This window comes from Prevotella denticola (genome assembly GCF_900454835.1).
GTDB classification, from domain to species: domain Bacteria; phylum Bacteroidota; class Bacteroidia; order Bacteroidales; family Bacteroidaceae; genus Prevotella; species Prevotella denticola.
Genome location: NZ_UGTM01000001.1, coordinates 1,491,603 through 1,509,014 on the forward strand (window position 1 = coordinate 1,491,603; position 17,412 = coordinate 1,509,014).

At 50.6% G+C, this 17,412-nt stretch carries 12 protein-coding genes and 3 rRNA genes; 2 read left to right on the plus strand and 13 right to left on the minus strand.

Annotated features, from left to right (window positions below; genetic code table 11):
• The first annotated feature begins 62 nt into the window (after positions 1 to 62).
• On the plus strand, positions 63 to 788 hold the full coding sequence (locus tag DYH27_RS06405; RefSeq protein ID WP_025067941.1) for a hypothetical protein: 726 nt from the start codon (positions 63 to 65) through the stop codon (positions 786 to 788).
• 194 nt (positions 789 to 982) lie between these two features.
• Here DYH27_RS06405 and DYH27_RS06410 read toward each other — a convergent pair whose 3' ends face one another.
• The 13 genes from DYH27_RS06410 to DYH27_RS06470 form a co-directional block, all read right to left on the minus strand.
• On the minus strand, positions 983 to 1,618 hold the full coding sequence (locus DYH27_RS06410) for a porin family protein (protein WP_004351879.1): 636 nt from the start codon (positions 1,616 to 1,618) through the stop codon (positions 983 to 985).
• A gap of 161 nt (positions 1,619 to 1,779) precedes the next feature.
• Positions 1,780 to 2,811, minus strand: a complete 1,032-nt coding sequence (porN, locus tag DYH27_RS06415) for a type IX secretion system ring subunit PorN/GldN (protein ID WP_029216586.1) — start codon at positions 2,809 to 2,811, stop codon at positions 1,780 to 1,782.
• A 151-nt stretch (positions 2,812 to 2,962) separates the two neighbouring features.
• Complete coding sequence (porM, locus tag DYH27_RS06420; RefSeq protein ID WP_025067942.1) at positions 2,963 to 4,552, minus strand: type IX secretion system motor protein PorM/GldM; 1,590 nt, start codon at positions 4,550 to 4,552, stop codon at positions 2,963 to 2,965.
• A gap of 64 nt (positions 4,553 to 4,616) precedes the next feature.
• Positions 4,617 to 5,405, minus strand: coding sequence for a type IX secretion system motor protein PorL/GldL (gene porL, locus DYH27_RS06425; protein ID WP_025067943.1), 789 nt, complete (start codon positions 5,403 to 5,405; stop codon positions 4,617 to 4,619).
• A complete protein-coding gene (porK, locus tag DYH27_RS06430; protein ID WP_004351862.1) occupies positions 5,406 to 6,887 on the minus strand; it encodes a T9SS ring complex lipoprotein PorK/GldK in 1,482 nt (493 codons plus the stop codon).
• 9 nt (positions 6,888 to 6,896) lie between these two features.
• Positions 6,897 to 7,835 (minus strand): PorP/SprF family type IX secretion system membrane protein, encoded by a 939-nt coding sequence (locus tag DYH27_RS06435; RefSeq protein ID WP_025067944.1) that lies wholly within the window; start codon positions 7,833 to 7,835, stop codon positions 6,897 to 6,899.
• Positions 7,836 to 8,244: 409 nt separating this feature from the next.
• Positions 8,245 to 8,466 carry a DUF2795 domain-containing protein gene (locus DYH27_RS06440; RefSeq protein ID WP_004337463.1) on the minus strand — a complete coding sequence of 74 codons (222 nt, stop codon included), beginning with the start codon at positions 8,464 to 8,466 and terminating at the stop codon, positions 8,245 to 8,247.
• 20 nt (positions 8,467 to 8,486) lie between these two features.
• Positions 8,487 to 9,467, minus strand: a complete 981-nt coding sequence (locus DYH27_RS06445) for an IS982 family transposase (protein WP_036876464.1) — start codon at positions 9,465 to 9,467, stop codon at positions 8,487 to 8,489.
• Positions 9,468 to 9,555: 88 nt separating this feature from the next.
• Positions 9,556 to 10,137 carry a cob(I)yrinic acid a,c-diamide adenosyltransferase gene (locus tag DYH27_RS06450; RefSeq protein ID WP_081640809.1) on the minus strand — a complete coding sequence of 194 codons (582 nt, stop codon included), beginning with the start codon at positions 10,135 to 10,137 and terminating at the stop codon, positions 9,556 to 9,558.
• Positions 10,138 to 10,170: 33 nt separating this feature from the next.
• Positions 10,171 to 10,779: a hypothetical protein gene (locus DYH27_RS06455; protein WP_025068503.1), complete on the minus strand. Its 609-nt coding sequence runs from the start codon at positions 10,777 to 10,779 to the stop codon at positions 10,171 to 10,173.
• A gap of 309 nt (positions 10,780 to 11,088) precedes the next feature.
• Positions 11,089 to 11,201, minus strand: a 5S ribosomal RNA gene (gene rrf, locus DYH27_RS06460).
• A 192-nt stretch (positions 11,202 to 11,393) separates the two neighbouring features.
• A 23S ribosomal RNA gene (locus DYH27_RS06465) occupies positions 11,394 to 14,296 on the minus strand.
• Positions 14,297 to 14,687: 391 nt separating this feature from the next.
• Positions 14,688 to 16,218: ribosomal RNA gene (locus DYH27_RS06470) — 16S ribosomal RNA — on the minus strand.
• Together the 16S, 23S and 5S rRNA genes form the textbook arrangement of a ribosomal RNA operon.
• Before the next feature lie 462 nt (positions 16,219 to 16,680).
• Here DYH27_RS06470 and DYH27_RS06475 point away from each other — a divergent pair.
• Entirely contained in the window at positions 16,681 to 17,373 is a 693-nt protein-coding gene (locus DYH27_RS06475; protein WP_025068175.1) for an alpha/beta hydrolase, read from the plus strand.
• Positions 17,374 to 17,412: the final 39 nt, after the last annotated feature.

Sequence of the window (17,412 nt, forward strand, 5' to 3'; positions counted from 1 at the left end):
GTTGGGAATTTTCTATTTTTGCGACAGATTACATACTCTATTCACCTTTCAAACAGAGAATTATGAAAAAAGTCATCTTCATCACCTTATGCCTGCTCGGCCTTATCCGTATGACTACAACGGCATGTCCTCCAGAGAACGGAAATCAACAGGATATACCGCCTTCGGCTTTACAGGCAAAGCTGGCGGGCACGTATGTCCCGATTTTCAGTGAGCAGGGAATCAACGCTCCCAAATGGGACCAGCTGTGGATCAGTGAGACTGCGAAATATACGGGCATAGAGCATGCACCGGCAGTTGTAGAAAAGCTGAAGAACAGTATGGCGGGAACGGTGATTGGACAGGAGGCCATCGCCAAATTCGGCGACCATCCCAACAGCGACATGGACTTCTCCGGTCCTTATCAATTCGACTGCGGCTTCAAGCAAGGAGTGGCAAAACTCATCATCAGCGGAAGAAACATCAAGGGGCTGGACGGCCAAGGGAATGTGCTGTTCTCACACAACTACTCTGAATATGATTACGACAAGGGTCTGGACACCCACAAATTCAAGAGCGACGATGGCAACAAGGATGAATTTACCTATTTTTTCTTCCGTCCGGACACACCCGAGGAGACCTGTCATTTAGAGTTCCGTTACGGAAGCGATCCCAAGGCACTTACGGGATTACGGACAGGACGATATGCTTACTGGATGGCTGCTGCCGTGCGAGAAGGGAATGATGCCGACTGCGAAGGAGCAATCCGGCTGTTCGTAAAAGAGAATCTGTCAGGGGAAAAGGAATAAGGGAGAGAGAGCTTTGGCATTTGCTTTCTGCCGCCATCCGCCCGCTTCACCCTTTTTACAAGTCCAACCGCCATTGAGACAGGTACCCTTCTATCATCAACCCAATACATAGCTGCACAAAAACAAAAATCCCCATTCCATCGGTAAGGAATGGGGAGAGATTGCAATATAAAAGAGGTCATGTGTCTATACTGTCAGAAGAAGTAGGCTACACCGATCTGCCAGGAGTTGTTGTGGCTGCTCTTCTTGTTGAGTCCGAGCGCACCGCCGGCAGCCTGCGTAGCCGATTTCCAAGTGACATCGGCCGTCTTGCCACAGGCGACATTGTAATTGGCACTTACCTGGAGATGCTTCAAAGCAGTGACGCCGAAGCCAAGGTTAATGCTGAAGTTGCTCTTCTTCAGGGCATAGTTGCTTCCCTTTGTCCACTGGAAGTCTTTTCCGCCGACATTGAATGCCACCTGCGGACCGGCAAAGAAGAAGATGTTGGCCGTACTGCCCAGACCGATTGCATAACGCACATTCACAGGGACAGCAATCTGCTGCTGCTTCACGGTCTTTTTTTCCGATTCATAATCGAGCTTGGCAGAACGGTAGTCGTAGAGTACCGAAGCATCCATTCCCAGACCGACAACCGGCAAGGTGAACTTAACCGTAGGACCGAAGAACCAGCCGGCCTGGTTTGTCTTGTCGAACACATCACTGCTGAAATGAAAATCACTCACATTCAAACCTGCTTTCAGACCGAACTTCAGAGGTTCGTCCGCACGTGCAGAGACAGAGGAAAAGACTGAAAAAGCTATTAAAGCCAATGAAAAAATTCTCTTCATAATCGTCAATTTTTAACGATAGCGGTTGCCGGCAGCATCGGCTTCCTACAGCCGCATATCCCTGTTAAACATATAAGGCCTGTCCTAAGAATTCCACGTTGGTATGCCAGTACTATGAGGGTGTCAACTCTTCGTGATTTCCAGGACCTGCCATAAAAAACTCAATGCCGTTCCCGCCGGACGGTAACACGAGCCGGACCAGAACTGCTGTTTGATGCCGGACGACGTGTGCGGCGGAGGCTGCCTGCCGATGCACTGCGACGGCTGCGCCCCATCTTCTTAGGTGCTTTCTCCGCTTCCTTGGAGGCAGCAATGCTGTCGAGACTGTCGCGCCGGGCCGGGTCACCGTAGATGGTCTTCTCGAAGTCGGTCAGCTCGCGTTCTATCTTTTTCTGCTCTGCAGCCATGGCAGAGTCGGTAGGACAGTATTGTGCAAGCGTCTTGCCCAGCATATTGGTCGTCTTGTAAATCTTTCCCTGATAGAGGTTCATCGTGAAATAGTCGTCCACACTCATCGTCGCCGCATTGTTCAGATTGCTGGTCATGATGATCTGTTTGGAAAGGAAAGGTGCCAGATCATCATAACGGACCCAGAAGAGCGGATATTTGACTTCGCCGTCACCGAAGTCATCTTCACGATACATAATCGGGCAGAGGGCTACGACCTTGCGGTGAAACGTAGAAGTTCCCTGGTCGTAATAGGCACTTTCCTTGAGGTAATAGCCTTTCACCTCACCGGAGGGGATGTCGCTGTTGTCGAGCCGGATACCATGATCCGTACGCTCATAGAAGATGTGGTAGTTGTCGAGAAACTGCAAAGGCTTCACCCTCGCTGAATCCGTAAACATCTCATTGCCGTCCATACGGTAGTTATAGACTGCGATGCCGCCACGGTTGGGCCCGTTCATCATCAGCTTGAAGATATAGGTAAACAGATTCATCTGCGAACCGACAGGCTCGACAGGATAATACAGACCCGCATTGGCATCCTCGGTGAGCTTCAGTTCACGATAAATGTCACGCCGCCAGACAACATCCTCCTGCATAGGAGCTGCCGTAGGAAAGGAAATCTGCGCACGGGTCGTTATCACATTGGCTGGCGACCGGTGCTGTAAACTGCGACGTGCAGCAGGCTGGGCACTTGCCGTAAGTACCAGAAAAGCTGAGCAGGTTATGAGAATTATTCTTTTCATTGTTTATTTGTTTATCCTTTGATAAGTGGAACCTCCCCGAAGCTCTCTGAAAGAAGCGATATGGAAGAGACTGTGACCAGCTGTCATGGAGAGTGACAAGCAGCAAACTGTCGACTGCCAACCGTCCATTGCCGACTGTCACGACCGCCCGCTATCTCACTATCACTTCCATGTTTCTTCCATTAAGAGTTCTCGTTGTCCCGTCAGGACCATGAACGACAACATTGGTGATGTAGAACCGCTTGTTACGGCTCAGCTGACGGAACTGTTCCTTCTGCTGTGCAGAGAAGGAAGCGCCATTGCTTGCCAGGGGAACAGCATTGCCCATATTGTCGAAGAAGACAACACGGAAACTGGTGACGGCAAACGGAATGTCAAGCAGGCCGTCGTCAATAGCCGCATGGATGCCCGGTGCTGACATAAGGGCAGCCTTTGACAATGCACCGCTCTTGAACCGGTCAGTCCCCATGGCGATATACGGTGACGGATCCGGCAGCTTGCGGACACGGAACTTATACTCCCCTATCCTGCGTCCCTTGGCTGACACGGCAATTGTGACAGGCTGACCGACGGACGAAGGACGAGCGATAAAGTGCCCTCCACCCCGTGACACGAGGGAGCCGCCCGACATCGTTGCCTGCACATCTCCCTGTGATGTATTGGGGATGCTGATGGTTATCGGGTTGTCAAAGCCTGCATAGAGCACGTTCATCAGGTCGGCGGCAATTGTAGCCATACCATCGAACGGCGGGACTTTCTGCATACCCTCCGGACTGATATACTGCCGGGGCTGCGGGCCACCTGTGACCCAATAGTCCTGAGAAAAGTTACGGCGCAGCACATTGCCTGCCATATCCTTGATGAGGATATATCCGTTCAGCGTATGACGGCCCGGCGCACCGGCCCTGACAGTTATCTGGTTGCCCTTGACAAGCTGTCCGTTGACATAGACCTGTGGCTGCTGCGTAGAGTCAACAGCCCCCATGAACATCCGGGCAGTCATCGATTCACCCGGATAGAGACGTGTCTGGCTCGGTACGACAAACGCCTGCAGCTTGTTGACACGCAAGTCCTTCAGACCGACGTTTGCTACCAGCGTATGCAGCACTTCACCTTCAGCATAGCGGACATCACTCTGCAGTTTGGAGAGAAGCGTCACAGCTGCGGCAACAGGCATATTCTCAAACATATACTCTTCCCAGTTCTTTCCCATCGAATGACGGGGAACAACCGTGGAGAGGTTGCTGGAGATGATCTTCTTCTGCCGGGGATCGGTCACGAAGCGGAGAATGCGCGAACGGTAACTGTTGATTGCCTCATAGAGTCTGTGCCCCTGTCCGTTCGCCGGATTCAGCATGATGTAGCTGGCCGCTTCGATATTGTCTTTCCCATCGATGTGCAAGGGGTCTCCTTTCTCACCGTCAGCCTCACGGACAATGGCAACTTTCAGCGACTGTACATAGTCGTAGAGCGAATCGCTCATCTCCCTGACCGTCGATGCCATCATGAACCACTCCTTTACCTTCTGCGGATTCTTGCGCATCATCTGGTCCAGCTCGCCGAATATGGCCTCGTTCTCCTTGGTCGAATTCCCCGTCGTGCGGTTCAGGCTCTCTTCTACGACGGAGAAGCCATTGAGCACCTCGGTAGAGATGTTCAATGCCAGCATGGCCATGAGGACGATATACATAAGATTGATCATCTTCTGGCGAGGGGAAATCTTTCTCTTCTTAATAGCCATTCATTCTATTCTTTGCTGCGGGAAGACATCTGCAGACAGACTTCCTCCCCGCCATGACACTTCGTTACAAGCTCCCGGAAGCTGAAGGCTGAGGGGCAACACCAGGGGCAGCTACACGCATATTGACCGTCATCGCCTCAATCATCCGGGCATAGATACTGTTGAGCTGTTCAATCTGCTGCGCCATCCTGCGGGTCTGCTCATTGATCTGGTCAATAGTACCAATCTGCTGGCTGGCTCCCTTGAGCTGCATTTCGTAAACTTTCGCAATACCCGTAAGAGTGCGGTTGAGGTTTTCCATCTCTTCGCTGTCCCGGGTAAGACGCTGGCTCTGGTCATTCACCTTACCCAGCATTTCAGTCAGGTTCTGCAATGCAGAAACATAATTCGTCTGCGCCTCTACCATCTCCGGTGTCTGCTGCTGTGCATCGGCAATCACCTTGCTCTGCTGGCTGACGACTGCCGCCGCAATGTCATTCGCCGACGGAACCGGCTGCTGCCCTGCCGCTGCGACTGCGACACCGGCCGGAGAGACCGGAGACGGCTGTGGTGCAATGTCGTGTCTGTCTCCACCAAGATACTCTTCCGTCACGTGCGTGGCGAGCTCACGTCCGTCATCCGTCTTGTCGAACGGGCGGTCGAAAGCCGAAAGGAAGAATACGACAACCTCTGTACCCATACCGAAATAGAGCATGATGTTGGCCCCTGGCAGGTGGGTCAGCTTGAATAATGCACCGAGAATAACCACCGAAGCGCCCCAGCTGTAACCATAGTTAAGGAACGTCTGTCCAGGCACGCTGTCCATCCACTTCTGCAGACGGTAAACGAAATTGTATTTACTGTACTGTGTCATTTATCTTCTCTTTTTCTTACTGCTTTTCTTATTCTCCCTGGCAGCCTCGCTGGACGAGCTGGCAAGACTGCGGACACAACGGAAGCCGATGTAACTGCGGGGCTGGTTCTGGTACTCCCATGTGCGCCACGCACTGCGGATATAGCTCTCCGGATCCTTCCAGCTTCCGCCTCGCACACTCTTTTTCTTCAGCCGGTAGGGGTCTTCCCTGGCCGCCTTGTAGTCAAGCTGCGGATTGAGGTCGTTCATCGCATCCACCCCGGCCTCGGTGTAGATCGTACTGGTCCACTCGGCAACGTTCCCCGCCATGTCGAAGAGACCGTTGGAATTGGCACCGTAGATGCCCACCTTGCTGGTAATCAGGTTGCCGTCCTTCGTATAGTTTCCACGATCCGGCTTGAAGTTGGCAAAGAAACATCCGTTCCCGTTCTTTACGTTCTGATTGTCCCAAGGGAACTCGTCCTGGTTCTTCCCCCGGGCAGCATACTCCCACTCGGCTTCGGTTGGGAGACGGTAACGCTGCACGTAGCGGGCTTCCTTACCGAGTCCCTTGAGCAGGTACTCTGTCCGCCACGCACAGAAAGCATTGGCCTGTTCCCACGTGACACCGACGACCGGATAGTTGTTGTAAGTAGGATTGCTGAAATAGTTGCGGAGGTAAATCTCGTTGTCCGAATTCCGGAAGTCATTGACCCAGCAGGTCGTATCAGGATAGATATTGACAATATAAGTGTTCAGGAAGTCCCAAGGACCTGTCAACGGACGGTTGATGGTTTCGTTATGAATCATGCCGTTGTCATCAACATAAGCCGTATCCTTGGAAATCATCACCACCTCGTCAGGGTCGACCGTGACATCCGTATTCAGGTTACGCTCCTGCGGTTTCAGCCGGTTGCGGCGCAGAGCTGCCGTCGTATAGTCATAAATTTCATAACGGTAGTTCATCTGGCTGGCATCGAGACTCTTCTCTCCGGTGACGGGATTGGTCACATAGAGACTCTCGAAAGCACGCTGCTCATCCTCATTAGGCTTGCGAGGAAGACGCTTGTTCCAGTTCAGGTGAGGGGTGACGGGGTCGCCGTTCTTATCCTCGGTAATCATATAAGACTCATCGCCGCCGTATGCCGGATCTGCCAGGCGGGTGCGGAGAATGGAGTCGCGGACCCACTCTACAAACTGCTTGTACTCCGAATTGGTGACCTCCGTTTCATCCATCCAGAAACCGTCTACCGAGATGTCCTTTACCGGAGTCTTCTTGCCCCAGAGAGAGTCCTGCTTTTCCAGCCCCATTCTCAGCCAGCCGCGCTTGACCAGCGTCATTCCATAAGGGGTCGGCTCGCGGAAGGAACGCCCGCCGCCAACGCCAGTAACCTCACCTCCGCGACCTGACGAGGATGTCGCCTTGCCGGCAAAACAACCTGTGAGTGTTCCCAAAGAGATTGCGCCAAGGCAGAGGGCAATTATACTTTTCTTCATTTTCATTATATCTTTCTATAGAAATCTTACGCTTTTATGTTTGTTCCTTCCTTTTTTCTGAAGGTTAATGTCGGTCTGATAACTGACAAACAGCCCATGGCTGCCGTTCTTGAAGGCCGTTGCGCCGGTGTACATCTCATAACTGTAGCCGACGTTGATGCCGTGGAACGTACCGCCTACGAAAGCTGTAACGGAGTTTGTCGGGCTGTAGGAGACACCCCCGTAAAGCATTCTTTTCTCGTGAGAATATACCACCCGGGCTGTAAGGTCGGTCCGACAGGCCGTTCCGTCATACCGCACGAGAGCGGAGACCGGTATAGTAAGAAACGGATTACGCAGTTTTATATTGTATCCACCTGTCAAATAATACGTACGATTTATCTGCAACTCATTGGTTTCTCCCAGTTCTACCAAGGGAGAATTTAAATGTTGGACAGATGCACCGACATACCAGTTCCGGTGTGTATAGTAGAGCCCTGCTCCGAAATCAAGACTGTTTCCATTGACCTCCGACTGTGTCAGAGCCGGATCACTCGCTTCTTCTGGATCCAGTTTTGAACCGTCGAACTTCTCGAAAAGCATACCGGCCTGAACACCTGCCGAGAGCATTCCCCCAAAAAGATGATGACGGAAAGCATACTGAACACTGATGCGCTGGTGTGTAAAAACGCCCAGCTTGTCATTGAGAATAGAGATGCCGACACCATGGTACTGCTTTAAGAAATAAAGCGGCATATCGGCCCCTACATAGAAAGTATTCGGGTTATTCTCGTAGCCGGAAAAGTCGAGACCATAGGCTCCCACGACATTCAGCTTGTTGTCCTTGCCCACCGATGCCGGATTGAATGACGGTTCCATCGCCCAATAATGACTATAGGACGGATCATACTGTGCCTTGACAGAGGCCTCTGCCAGACAAGCAAGCGCAATTATGAACATTAAGCGTTTAAGCACGCCTTTATAACGAACAGGATGAAGAAATATTGCTTTCGACTACATATTTGTTAAGGCCGGCCTGTTCAAGAAGATTTACCCATCTATGCTTCAGTTGAAATTATACACACATAAAATCAATATCCATAAATCAACTGACACACAAACAGTTACATACAGAAGAGGAAGAGATGCCCTATTGCAGTGCAAGTAACGCCTGATTGAAGCCCAAACAGGCGTTAGTTGGGATGCAAGTAACGCCCAGTTGCAAAAGAGTCATGCACCAACCTATTTGTATCGACCAGCTACACTTGAATTAAATGCGATTGCCATCCTGAAGTACGAAACCAGAATCACGGATCAGACACCAGAAAGCCCGAAACAAAAAAGGTTACCCACACTTGCATGTAAGTAACCTTTTTCCCACCTTTTAATATTCATCTTCATTCCACAGGAAATCATCTTTCGAAGGATAATCAGGCCAGATATCCTCGATACTGTCGTAGACATCACCTTCATCTTCGATTTCCTGAAGATTCTCAAGCACCTCAAGGGGCGCACCTGACCGCATAGCATAGTCAATCAGTTCGTCTTTTGTTGCAGGCCATGGAGCATCTTCCAGCTTAGAGGCCAATTCCAGCGTCCAATACATATTCTTACCCGTTGGCGGAATTAATTTAGTGCGTATTTAATTCTTCCGATGGGTTTGTTATTAATAAAGTTGACATATTGTAATATGGTCAGCGCACTAATTTTCCCGATTATTCGGGCAAACAGACCATTTGTTATTTTCGCATAATTCCTGATAACCAAAAATTGATCTGTGAGTTGTGAGAAGAGAGTTTCAATCCTTTTTCTGGCTTTGGCAAAAGGGATTAATTTTGGTTTCCAATTCTTTTGGTTCAGCCTATATGGACATTCCAATCTAATGTGAGCCGTTTGGAAAAGATCGAGTTGAACATCAGCCCCTATATATCCCTTGTCGCCATAGATGTTACAGTCATGATAGACCAGCTTGACATCTTTCATATAATTGAGGTCATGCACGCTGGCCTTTGACAAGTCATAGGAGTGTATCACCCCACTTAACCCACAGAGTGCATTGAGTTTATAGCCAAAGTAATACATATTTTGAGATGCACAGAAGCCGAAATCCGGTGCTTGTGAGAAATCTCCCATTCGCCCCATCTTGCAACGCTTCCCTCTGGCAACCCTGCATACGGCTATCGGCTTGGAATCTACGAAGAATTGAGTTTCCCCACCGTCCATTTGGGCAGCGATTCTCTTTCGTATGTCTTCGCATAATCCTGCGGTATTCTTTCTACGGTCGTTGAATTGCCTGCGAGATATGAGGTTAGGTATTTTGTCTTTGTACTCCTGAAGCTTATAATCAAAAAGCCATTTTTCACTATCAATGCTCTCTGATTCCGCTGTCAAGGACAAGGCAACGACCTCCAAATCTGAAAATTTTGGCATGGGACCACGACGGGGTATATTTCCCTGCTCATTGACAAGGTTGTGAGAGAATTGCTTGCATATCTCAAGGATTTTGACGAATTTTGTGTATAAGTTGCACATACGAGGATTTGTACTTAATGGTTTTGACTTCACTAAGTTACTAAAAATCAACGATATGTGCAACTTTTTGTATATCATTATAGCTACATTTTAATTCCGCCAACGGGTATATTCTTGTTTTTTTACACATTCATTAGTGCGTGCAAAAGTAACATTTTATTTTTTATCTACAAGTGTTTCCCCACGTTTTTTCATCATTTCCACCATGAATGTTCAAATAACGTGACAGGACAAAGAAATAGTCTGACAATCTGTTTATGAAAGCCTGCATTTCATCCGGAATGGCAACGCATTCTGACAGTGTTGTCATACGTCTTTCCAAACGTCGGCAGACTGTTCGGCAGATATGGCTTTGTGCAGCAACGAGGACACCTCCTGGAAGTACAAAACAATGCTGAGGAGGAAGATTCAACTCCACAAGGTCAATGAAACCTTCAATTTCCTTGGTCCTGCATGCGACAGCAGACAAATCCGCCGGCTGTACTCTACCAGAAGCGACAAAACCTCCTATGACAAACAAGACACTTTGAAGCTGTCGGAGAAATGAAGCAATCTTCCCGCAGGAATCTTCAGACATCTGATTTATTCTGACATCAAGCAACAAAGAGACCAACAGCCCGATATGTGCATTCAACTCGTCAAGTGTCCCGCAGACTTCGATATGGACATCATCCTTCCGAATACGGACTCCTCCACACAAAGAAGTAGTCCCATTATCACCACCTTTTGTATATATCTTCGTCATATCTTCCCCGACAGACCCGTTAACAGGATATATTTAGAAATTTACGATATAGTTCTGCTTGATCATTGCAGAATTGAGAAATATCACACCACAATAGTACAAGTCGAAAGAAACCCCTGTTCTATCATCTGCCATCAACTCCTTCCAGTATTCCTCAGACTCCCTGTCCCGTTGAATACGCTCAATAACCAAAACCGAAGAAGCAGGCAGGGTGTCAAGAGCCTGATCGAGAAATTTTCTGTATTCTCCAGTCAAAGACACACGGACGATGCTGTGCTCACCTGCTTCTGCCAGCATACTGTACTGTTCTTCTATCGATGTTTCCAATGTTACCAGCCTGTAATCCGCACGTCTCGCCCCTGCCGTTACATAGAACTTATAGCAGGGAGACGGAGGACAAAAATCGATGAAAGAAACTGGCTGTTGATAATTTGACAAGCGAAAATAGAATCTGCAAAGCTTTCTGGTACGTCTATCAAGACCATAGACAGTCTCCTCAAGCTGCCTGTACTTATAATATGGATAGTGCTCATTCACCACATATCGAATAAAACGGTATGCCCAAGGCGACTGTACTCCAAAACCTCTGGAATACTTCAGTCGTCTGATCCACACTAAGGTCCTTTTGATAAAATAAAACATACTAAAAACGTTTCAACGGACAAAATTACATAAAAACTGTGATTTACAAGCCAGTTTGATAAGGAAAGTAGCTTTTCGTTAGAGGAAAAAAATAGTTTTTCTCAAAAAGGGAAAATCACAACAAGAAATCTCTCTTCAAAGAAGAACCATACGTATATTCAACAATCAATCAAACTTCCTTTATCGCTTATCATCGCCCATCATCGCTTATCACAGCCCATCACACCCTTCCCCCTCTCCGCCTTCATCCCTCCAGACGAAAAAAGGAGAGCCCCGGAGACTTGTCTCCGGGGCTCTCCCGTGTGTGAAAGGAGGCGGCCACCTACTCTCCCGCATTGCATTGCAGTACCATCGGCGCAGGCGGGCTTAACTTCTCTGTTCGGAATGGGAAGAGGTGGGACCCCGCCGCAATAACCACCTGACATGACTTCCGGACTGACTTCTCTCCTTCCCTACAGTGCTTTCCTGATGGAGAAGGATCCCTGCCAGCCGTATGAGGTGACGTATTTCCACAGGCAAGACCGTCATAGAACCCGTCCTCCGTCCCGGAAGGACACACAGCTCAAAGTCTGAGCCGCCGGCCCCCGCACTCCGACTGCCGGAGGCGGGAGACCGGGAGAAAGCTTCGGGCAATTAGTAGCGCTCGGCTTTGACGTCGCCGTCTTTACACCTGCGCCCTATCCACGTCATCGTCTGTGACGGCCCTCGTGAGGAGTTCTCATCTTGCGGACGGCTTCGCGCTTAGATGCTTTCAGCGCTTATCCGTTCCAGACTCAGATACCCGGCGGTGCACCTGGCGGCACAACCGGCTGACCGGAGGTCTGTCCGTCACGGTCCTCTCGTACTAGTGACGGCACCGCGCAAAACTCCAGCGCCCACGATAGATAGAGACCGAACTGTCTCACGACGTTCTGAACCCAGCTCGCGTGCCACTTTAATGGGCGAACAGCCCAACCCTTGGGACCTTCTCCAGCCCCAGGATGTGACGAGCCGACATCGAGGTGCCAAACCACCCCGTCGATATGAGCTCTTGGGGGGGATCAGCCTGTTATCCCCGGAGTACCTTTTATCCTTTGAGCGACGGAGTTTCCATACACGTCCGCCGGATCACTATGCCCTGGTTTCCCACCTGCTCGGCATGTCTGCCTCCCAGTCAAGCGCCCTTATGCCATTGCACTCCATGAGACCGGTTACCGATCGGTCCGAGGGCACCTTTGGAAGCCTCCGTTACGCTTTTGGAGGCGACCACCCCAGTCAAACTGCCCGCCAAGCAGTGTCCGCGCCACAGGCGCGTTAGACCTCAGACAGCCGAAGGGCCGTATTTCAAGGGCGGCTCCGCGGACGCTGGCGCGCCCGCCTCGAAGCCTCCGGCCTATCCTGCACATCGGATGACCGAGGTCAGTGCTAAGCTGCAGTAAAGGTTCACGGGGTCTTTTCGTCCCATCGCGGGTAATCGGCATCTTCACCGATACTACAATTTCACTGAGATCATGGTCGAGACAGCGTCCGGATCATTACACCATTCGTGCAGGTCGGAACTTACCCGACAAGGAATTTCGCTACCTTAGGACCGTTATAGTTACGGCCGCCGTTTACCGGGGCTTCAATTCGACGCTTCCCATCGCTGGTGACGTCTCCTCTTAACCTTCCGGCACCGGGCAGGTGTCAGGCTGTATACTTCATCTTTCGAGTTCGCACAGCCCTGTGTTTTTGTTAAACAGTTGCCTGGACCTATTCTCTGCGCCTCATGTCGCCATGAGGACCCCTTATCCCGAAGTTACGGGGTCAGTTTGCCTAGTTCCTTGACCATGAATCTCTCAACGCCTCAGTATGTTCTACCCGACCACGTGTGTCCGTTTGCGGTACGGGTCGCAGTACCATTGAGTTTAGCGGATTTTCTCGGGAGTATGGTTACCTGCGCTCGGCGCTTCCCGAAGGAAGAGCCGTACTTTCGTGTTTCAGCTCCAGCGGCGGATTTGCCTGCCGCTGTCACAGCCTACGCACTTAAACGCCCTGTTCCGTCAGGGCGCGGCAGTGTCACTGCTCCGTCTCCACGTCACTGATAATGCGAGTTGCGGAATGTTGACCGCATCTGCCATCGCCTTCGCCGTTCGGCTGGGGCTTAGGACCCGACTGACCCCGGGCTGACTGGCATCGCCCGGGAAACCTCGGTCTTTCGGCGAAAGGGAATCCCACCCTTTTTATCGTTACTCATACCTACATTTGCTTTTCCATAAGCTCCAGGATCGGTCACCCTCACCATTCGACGCCGATGGAATGCTCCCCTACCGATACTTTCAATATACATTGCTATCCCGCGCCTTCGGTATCTGCCTTATACCCGATTATTATCCACGCCCGGACCCTCGACTAGTGAGCTGTTACGCACTCTTTGAATGAATGGCTGCTTCCAAGCCAACATCCTAGCTGTCACGGGGACCGGACTTCGTTAGACTAACTCAGGCAGAATTCCGGGACCTTAGACGGCGGTCTGGATTCTTCTCCTCTCGGGGACGGACCTTAGCACCCGCCCCCTTACTGCACGGCTGCGGTCCGAGAGCATTCGGAGTTCGTCAGGTCTCGACAGGCGGTGAAGCCCTCTCGACCTACCGGTCGCTCTACCTCTCGCGGACAACGCCGCACGCGGCACCTAAATGCCTTTCGGGGAGTACGAGCTATCTCCAAGTTTGATTGGCCTTTCACTCCTACACTCGCCTCATCGGGAAGCTTTTCAACGCTTATCCGTGCGGCCCTCCATCCGGTGTTACCCGGACTTCAGCCTGGGCAAGTGTAGATCACTTGGTTTCGCGTCTGCCCCGTCCGACTACACGCCCTGTTCAGGCTCGCTTTCACTGCGGATGCGCGTCTCCTGACGCTTATCCTCGCCGGACACGGCAACTCGTAGGTTCATTATGCAAAAGGCACGCCGTCACCGCTCGCGCGGCTCCGACCGCTTGTAGGCGCATGGTTTCAGGAACTCTTTCACTCTCCTCGTCGGAGTGCTTTTCACCTTTCCCTCACGGTACTCGTTCACTATCGGTCTCACGGGAGTATTTAGCCTTGCCGGATGGTCCCGGCGGGTTCGCGCAGAATTCCACGTGTTCCGCGTTACTCAGGATGCCACTACGCCTCCTCATGCTTCGGATACGGGACTCTCACCCTCTATGATCATACTTTCCAGTATATTCTCCTCACAATCAGAGTACGACAGCGTGGTCCTACAACCCCTGCGGCGCATCGCTACGCCGCAGGTTTGGGCTCTTCCCCGTCCGCTCGCCGCTACTGGGGGAATCATTAGTTTATTTTCTCTTCCTGGAGGTACTAAGATGTTTCAGTTCCCTCCGTTCGCCTCACCGCTCCTGCGGTGATGACAGGCCTCCAGCCTGCCGGGTTGTCCCATTCGGAAATCCACGGATCAAAGGTCATTTGCACCTCCCCGGGGCTTATCGCAGCTTATCACGTCCTTCATCGCCTCCGTGAGCCAAGGCATCCGCCATGCGCCCTTTCCTGCTTTCTTCGCCTTCTCCGCAATCGCCTGCGGAGAATGTAGCTCATACTTTCAGCTGTTGTGTGATTCTGAAGAATCTGAAGCCCTTGCTTCAATCATCAGAATACTGATTCTTCCCTGACGGAAAGAACCGTTCTACTTTACAGTCTTGCTTGTGTCAATATGTCAAAGATCTTATGCCGTGCAATCTGTTTGCTCTGAGGCAGTGCCGCAGAAACAGATGACAGCGAAGCGGAGAATAAGGACTTGAACCTTTATGTGAGCCTTAAACTCTGGACTCCTACATTATATAATACAGAGTGCAGTGAGTACAAGAAGAAAAACGAACCAAAGGTCCTTCTTACGTCATTGATGCCATAGCGTCTCGTAATAAAACGAGACAGACAAGCGTCCTCTCCAGAAAGGAGGTGTTCCAGCCGCACCTTCCGGTACGGCTACCTTGTTACGACTTAGCCCCAATCACCAGTTTTGCCCTAGGCCGATCCTCGCGGTCACGGACTTCAGGCACCCCCGGCTTTCATGGCTTGACGGGCGGTGTGTACAAGGCCCGGGAACGTATTCACCGCGCCGTGGCTGATGCGCGATTACTAGCGAATCCAGCTTCGTGGGGTCGGGTTGCAGACCCCAGTCCGAACTGAGACCGGTTTTCAAGATTGGATGCGGCTCGCGCCGCACCGGCACTCTGTGCCGGCCATTGTAACACGTGTGTAGCCCCGGACGTAAGGGCCGTGCTGATTTGACGTCATCCCCGCCTTCCTCGCACCTTGCGGCGGCAGTGTCCCCGGAGTGCCCGGCATCACCCGATGGCAACTGGGGAGAGGGGTTGCGCTCGTTATGGCACTTAAGCCGACACCTCACGGCACGAGCTGACGACAACCATGCAGCACCTTCGCAGGAGTCCCGAAGGACCTCAACATCTCTGTATCGTTCTCCTGCGATTCAAGCCCGGGTAAGGTTCCTCGCGTATCATCGAATTAAACCACATGTTCCTCCGCTTGTGCGGGCCCCCGTCAATTCCTTTGAGTTTCACCGTTGCCGGCGTACTCCCCAGGTGGGATGCTTAACGCTTTCGCTTGGCCGCCGGCGCAAGGCGCCGACAGCGGGCATCCATCGTTTACCGTGCGGACTACCAGGGTATCTAATCCTGTTCGATACCCGCACCTTCGAGCTTCAGCGTCAGTTGCGCTCCCGCCGGCTGCCTTCGCAATCGGGGTTCTTCGTCATATCTAAGCATTTCACCGCTACACGACGAATTCCGCCGGCGTTGCGCGTACTCAAGGGAACCAGTATGCGCTGCAAGTCAGACGTTGGGCGCCTACATTTCACAACACACTTAATCCCCGGCCTACGCTCCCTTTAAACCCAATAAATCCGGATAACGCCCGGACCTTCCGTATTACCGCGGCTGCTGGCACGGAATTAGCCGGTCCTTATTCATGCGGTACCTGCAAAAAGGGACGCGTCCCTCACTTTATCCCCGCATAAAAGCAGTTTACAACCCCTAGGGCCGTCCTCCTGCACGCTACTTGGCTGGTTCAGGCTTCCGCCCATTGACCAATATTCCTCACTGCTGCCTCCCGTAGGAGTTTGGACCGTGTCTCAGTTCCAATGTGGGGGACCTTCCTCTCAGAACCCCTACTGATCGTCGCCTTGGTGGGCCGTCGCCCCGCCAACTAGCTAATCAGACGCATCCCCCTCCGTTACCGACGGATCTTTGCTTCGAATCTGATGCCGTCATCGAAGAACATGCGGTATTAGTCTGCCTTTCGGCAGGTTATCCCGCAGTAACGGGAAGGTTGGATACGCGTTACTCACCCGTGCGCCGGTCGACGTCCATTCAGTGCAAGCACTCAATGCCGTTTCCCCTCGACTTGCATGTGTTAAGCCTGTAGCCAGCGTTCATCCTGAGCCAGGATCAAACTCTCCACTGTAAAATATGTATTGATGGGAATTTTATATTAGCAGTAAATACAACTAAACAAAACTCTCATCGAGTGATCTCTGTTCCAGAACGCTTATCCTAAAGTATCAAGTAAAAAGCACCTTTTCTTCTGTTCCCCATAATTGAGGCGAGCCTCAAAAGCAGGGACGATGAATTGATCGGTTCGTTTCTTTTACCCATCCATCTGATATAGAATCAGACAGACGCTTCTTGTACTACTTCTCTGTTTATGTAAATCTTTTCAAAGAACTCTTTTCTTATCCGCTTTAAGCAACTCGCCGGACGGCTCGTTTTGCAAAGCGAGTGCAAAGGTATGGAGAAAATTCATTCCCGCCAAATGTTTTGAAGATTATTTTTTCAAGAAATGAACTTTTTTATTTAGAATTGACCCAAATCAACCAATTTGCTTAAAAATGATTATTTTTGTACCCTGAAATAAGATTTGAAAAGTATGAGACATAAAAAGGAGATTGTTAAGATTGGAGAGCACACTTGCATCCTACATAGCGAAGAAAATGCAAAGTTTTTCATTACTCAGCCTGTTGACAGTAATGACACAGAGGAGTTGGAGCGACAAATCACCTATATAGAAGATAACTCGCAGGCACCTTTTATTCATATTGCTATTCGCATAAATAGATGGAATGCCGAACTAACTCCTTGGCCTGCTCCACCCGTATTTGGAAAGATTCCCTTTGGTGATGGTGCTCATTCCACCTTATTATATATAATAGATCAACTTATCCCAGCCTTAAAAGCACGATTTGCTTTAGAACTCAATAAAAGCAATACCATCTTAGGAGGATATTCATTAGCAGGACTTTTTAGCCTTTGGGCAGGCTACCAACAGAATGTTCCTTTCCGTGGGATAGTCTCAGCATCCCCTTCTGCATGGTATACAGGTTGGTTAGACTATGCCAATTTTCACCAGCCACAAGTAGAACACGCATATCTCAGTCTTGGCGATAAAGAAGAGAAAACAAAAACAAAATTGATGTCAACTATCAGTAAAGACATCCTACGCCAAGAACAAATATTCAAAGACAAAGGCGTCAACTGTAAGATGGAATGGAACGAAGGCAACCATTTCCAAGACAACGGAGTCAGAATTGCCAAAGGATTAGTTTGGTTGATGCACCAATAAAAAGTCATTTCTCAACTTCAAAGCCGAAAGTAATCAATC

What these genes read in the sequence shown, in the direction of transcription:
- DYH27_RS06405 (WP_025067941.1), top strand. Translation starts at nt 63, where the DNA reads ATGAAAAAAGTCATCTTCATCACCTTATGCCTGCTCGGCCTTATCCGT.
- DYH27_RS06410 (WP_004351879.1), bottom strand. Translation starts at nt 1,618, where the DNA reads ATGAAGAGAATTTTTTCATTGGCTTTAATAGCTTTTTCAGTCTTTTCC.
- porN (WP_029216586.1), bottom strand. Translation starts at nt 2,811, where the DNA reads ATGAAAAGAATAATTCTCATAACCTGCTCAGCTTTTCTGGTACTTACG.
- porM (WP_025067942.1), bottom strand. Translation starts at nt 4,552, where the DNA reads ATGGCTATTAAGAAGAGAAAGATTTCCCCTCGCCAGAAGATGATCAAT.
- porL (WP_025067943.1), bottom strand. Translation starts at nt 5,405, where the DNA reads ATGACACAGTACAGTAAATACAATTTCGTTTACCGTCTGCAGAAGTGG.
- porK (WP_004351862.1), bottom strand. Translation starts at nt 6,887, where the DNA reads ATGAAAATGAAGAAAAGTATAATTGCCCTCTGCCTTGGCGCAATCTCT.
- DYH27_RS06440 (WP_004337463.1), bottom strand. Translation starts at nt 8,466, where the DNA reads ATGTATTGGACGCTGGAATTGGCCTCTAAGCTGGAAGATGCTCCATGG.
- DYH27_RS06450 (WP_081640809.1), bottom strand. Translation starts at nt 10,137, where the DNA reads ATGACGAAGATATATACAAAAGGTGGTGATAATGGGACTACTTCTTTG.
- DYH27_RS06455 (WP_025068503.1), bottom strand. Translation starts at nt 10,779, where the DNA reads ATGTTTTATTTTATCAAAAGGACCTTAGTGTGGATCAGACGACTGAAG.
- DYH27_RS06475 (WP_025068175.1), top strand. Translation starts at nt 16,681, where the DNA reads ATGAGACATAAAAAGGAGATTGTTAAGATTGGAGAGCACACTTGCATC.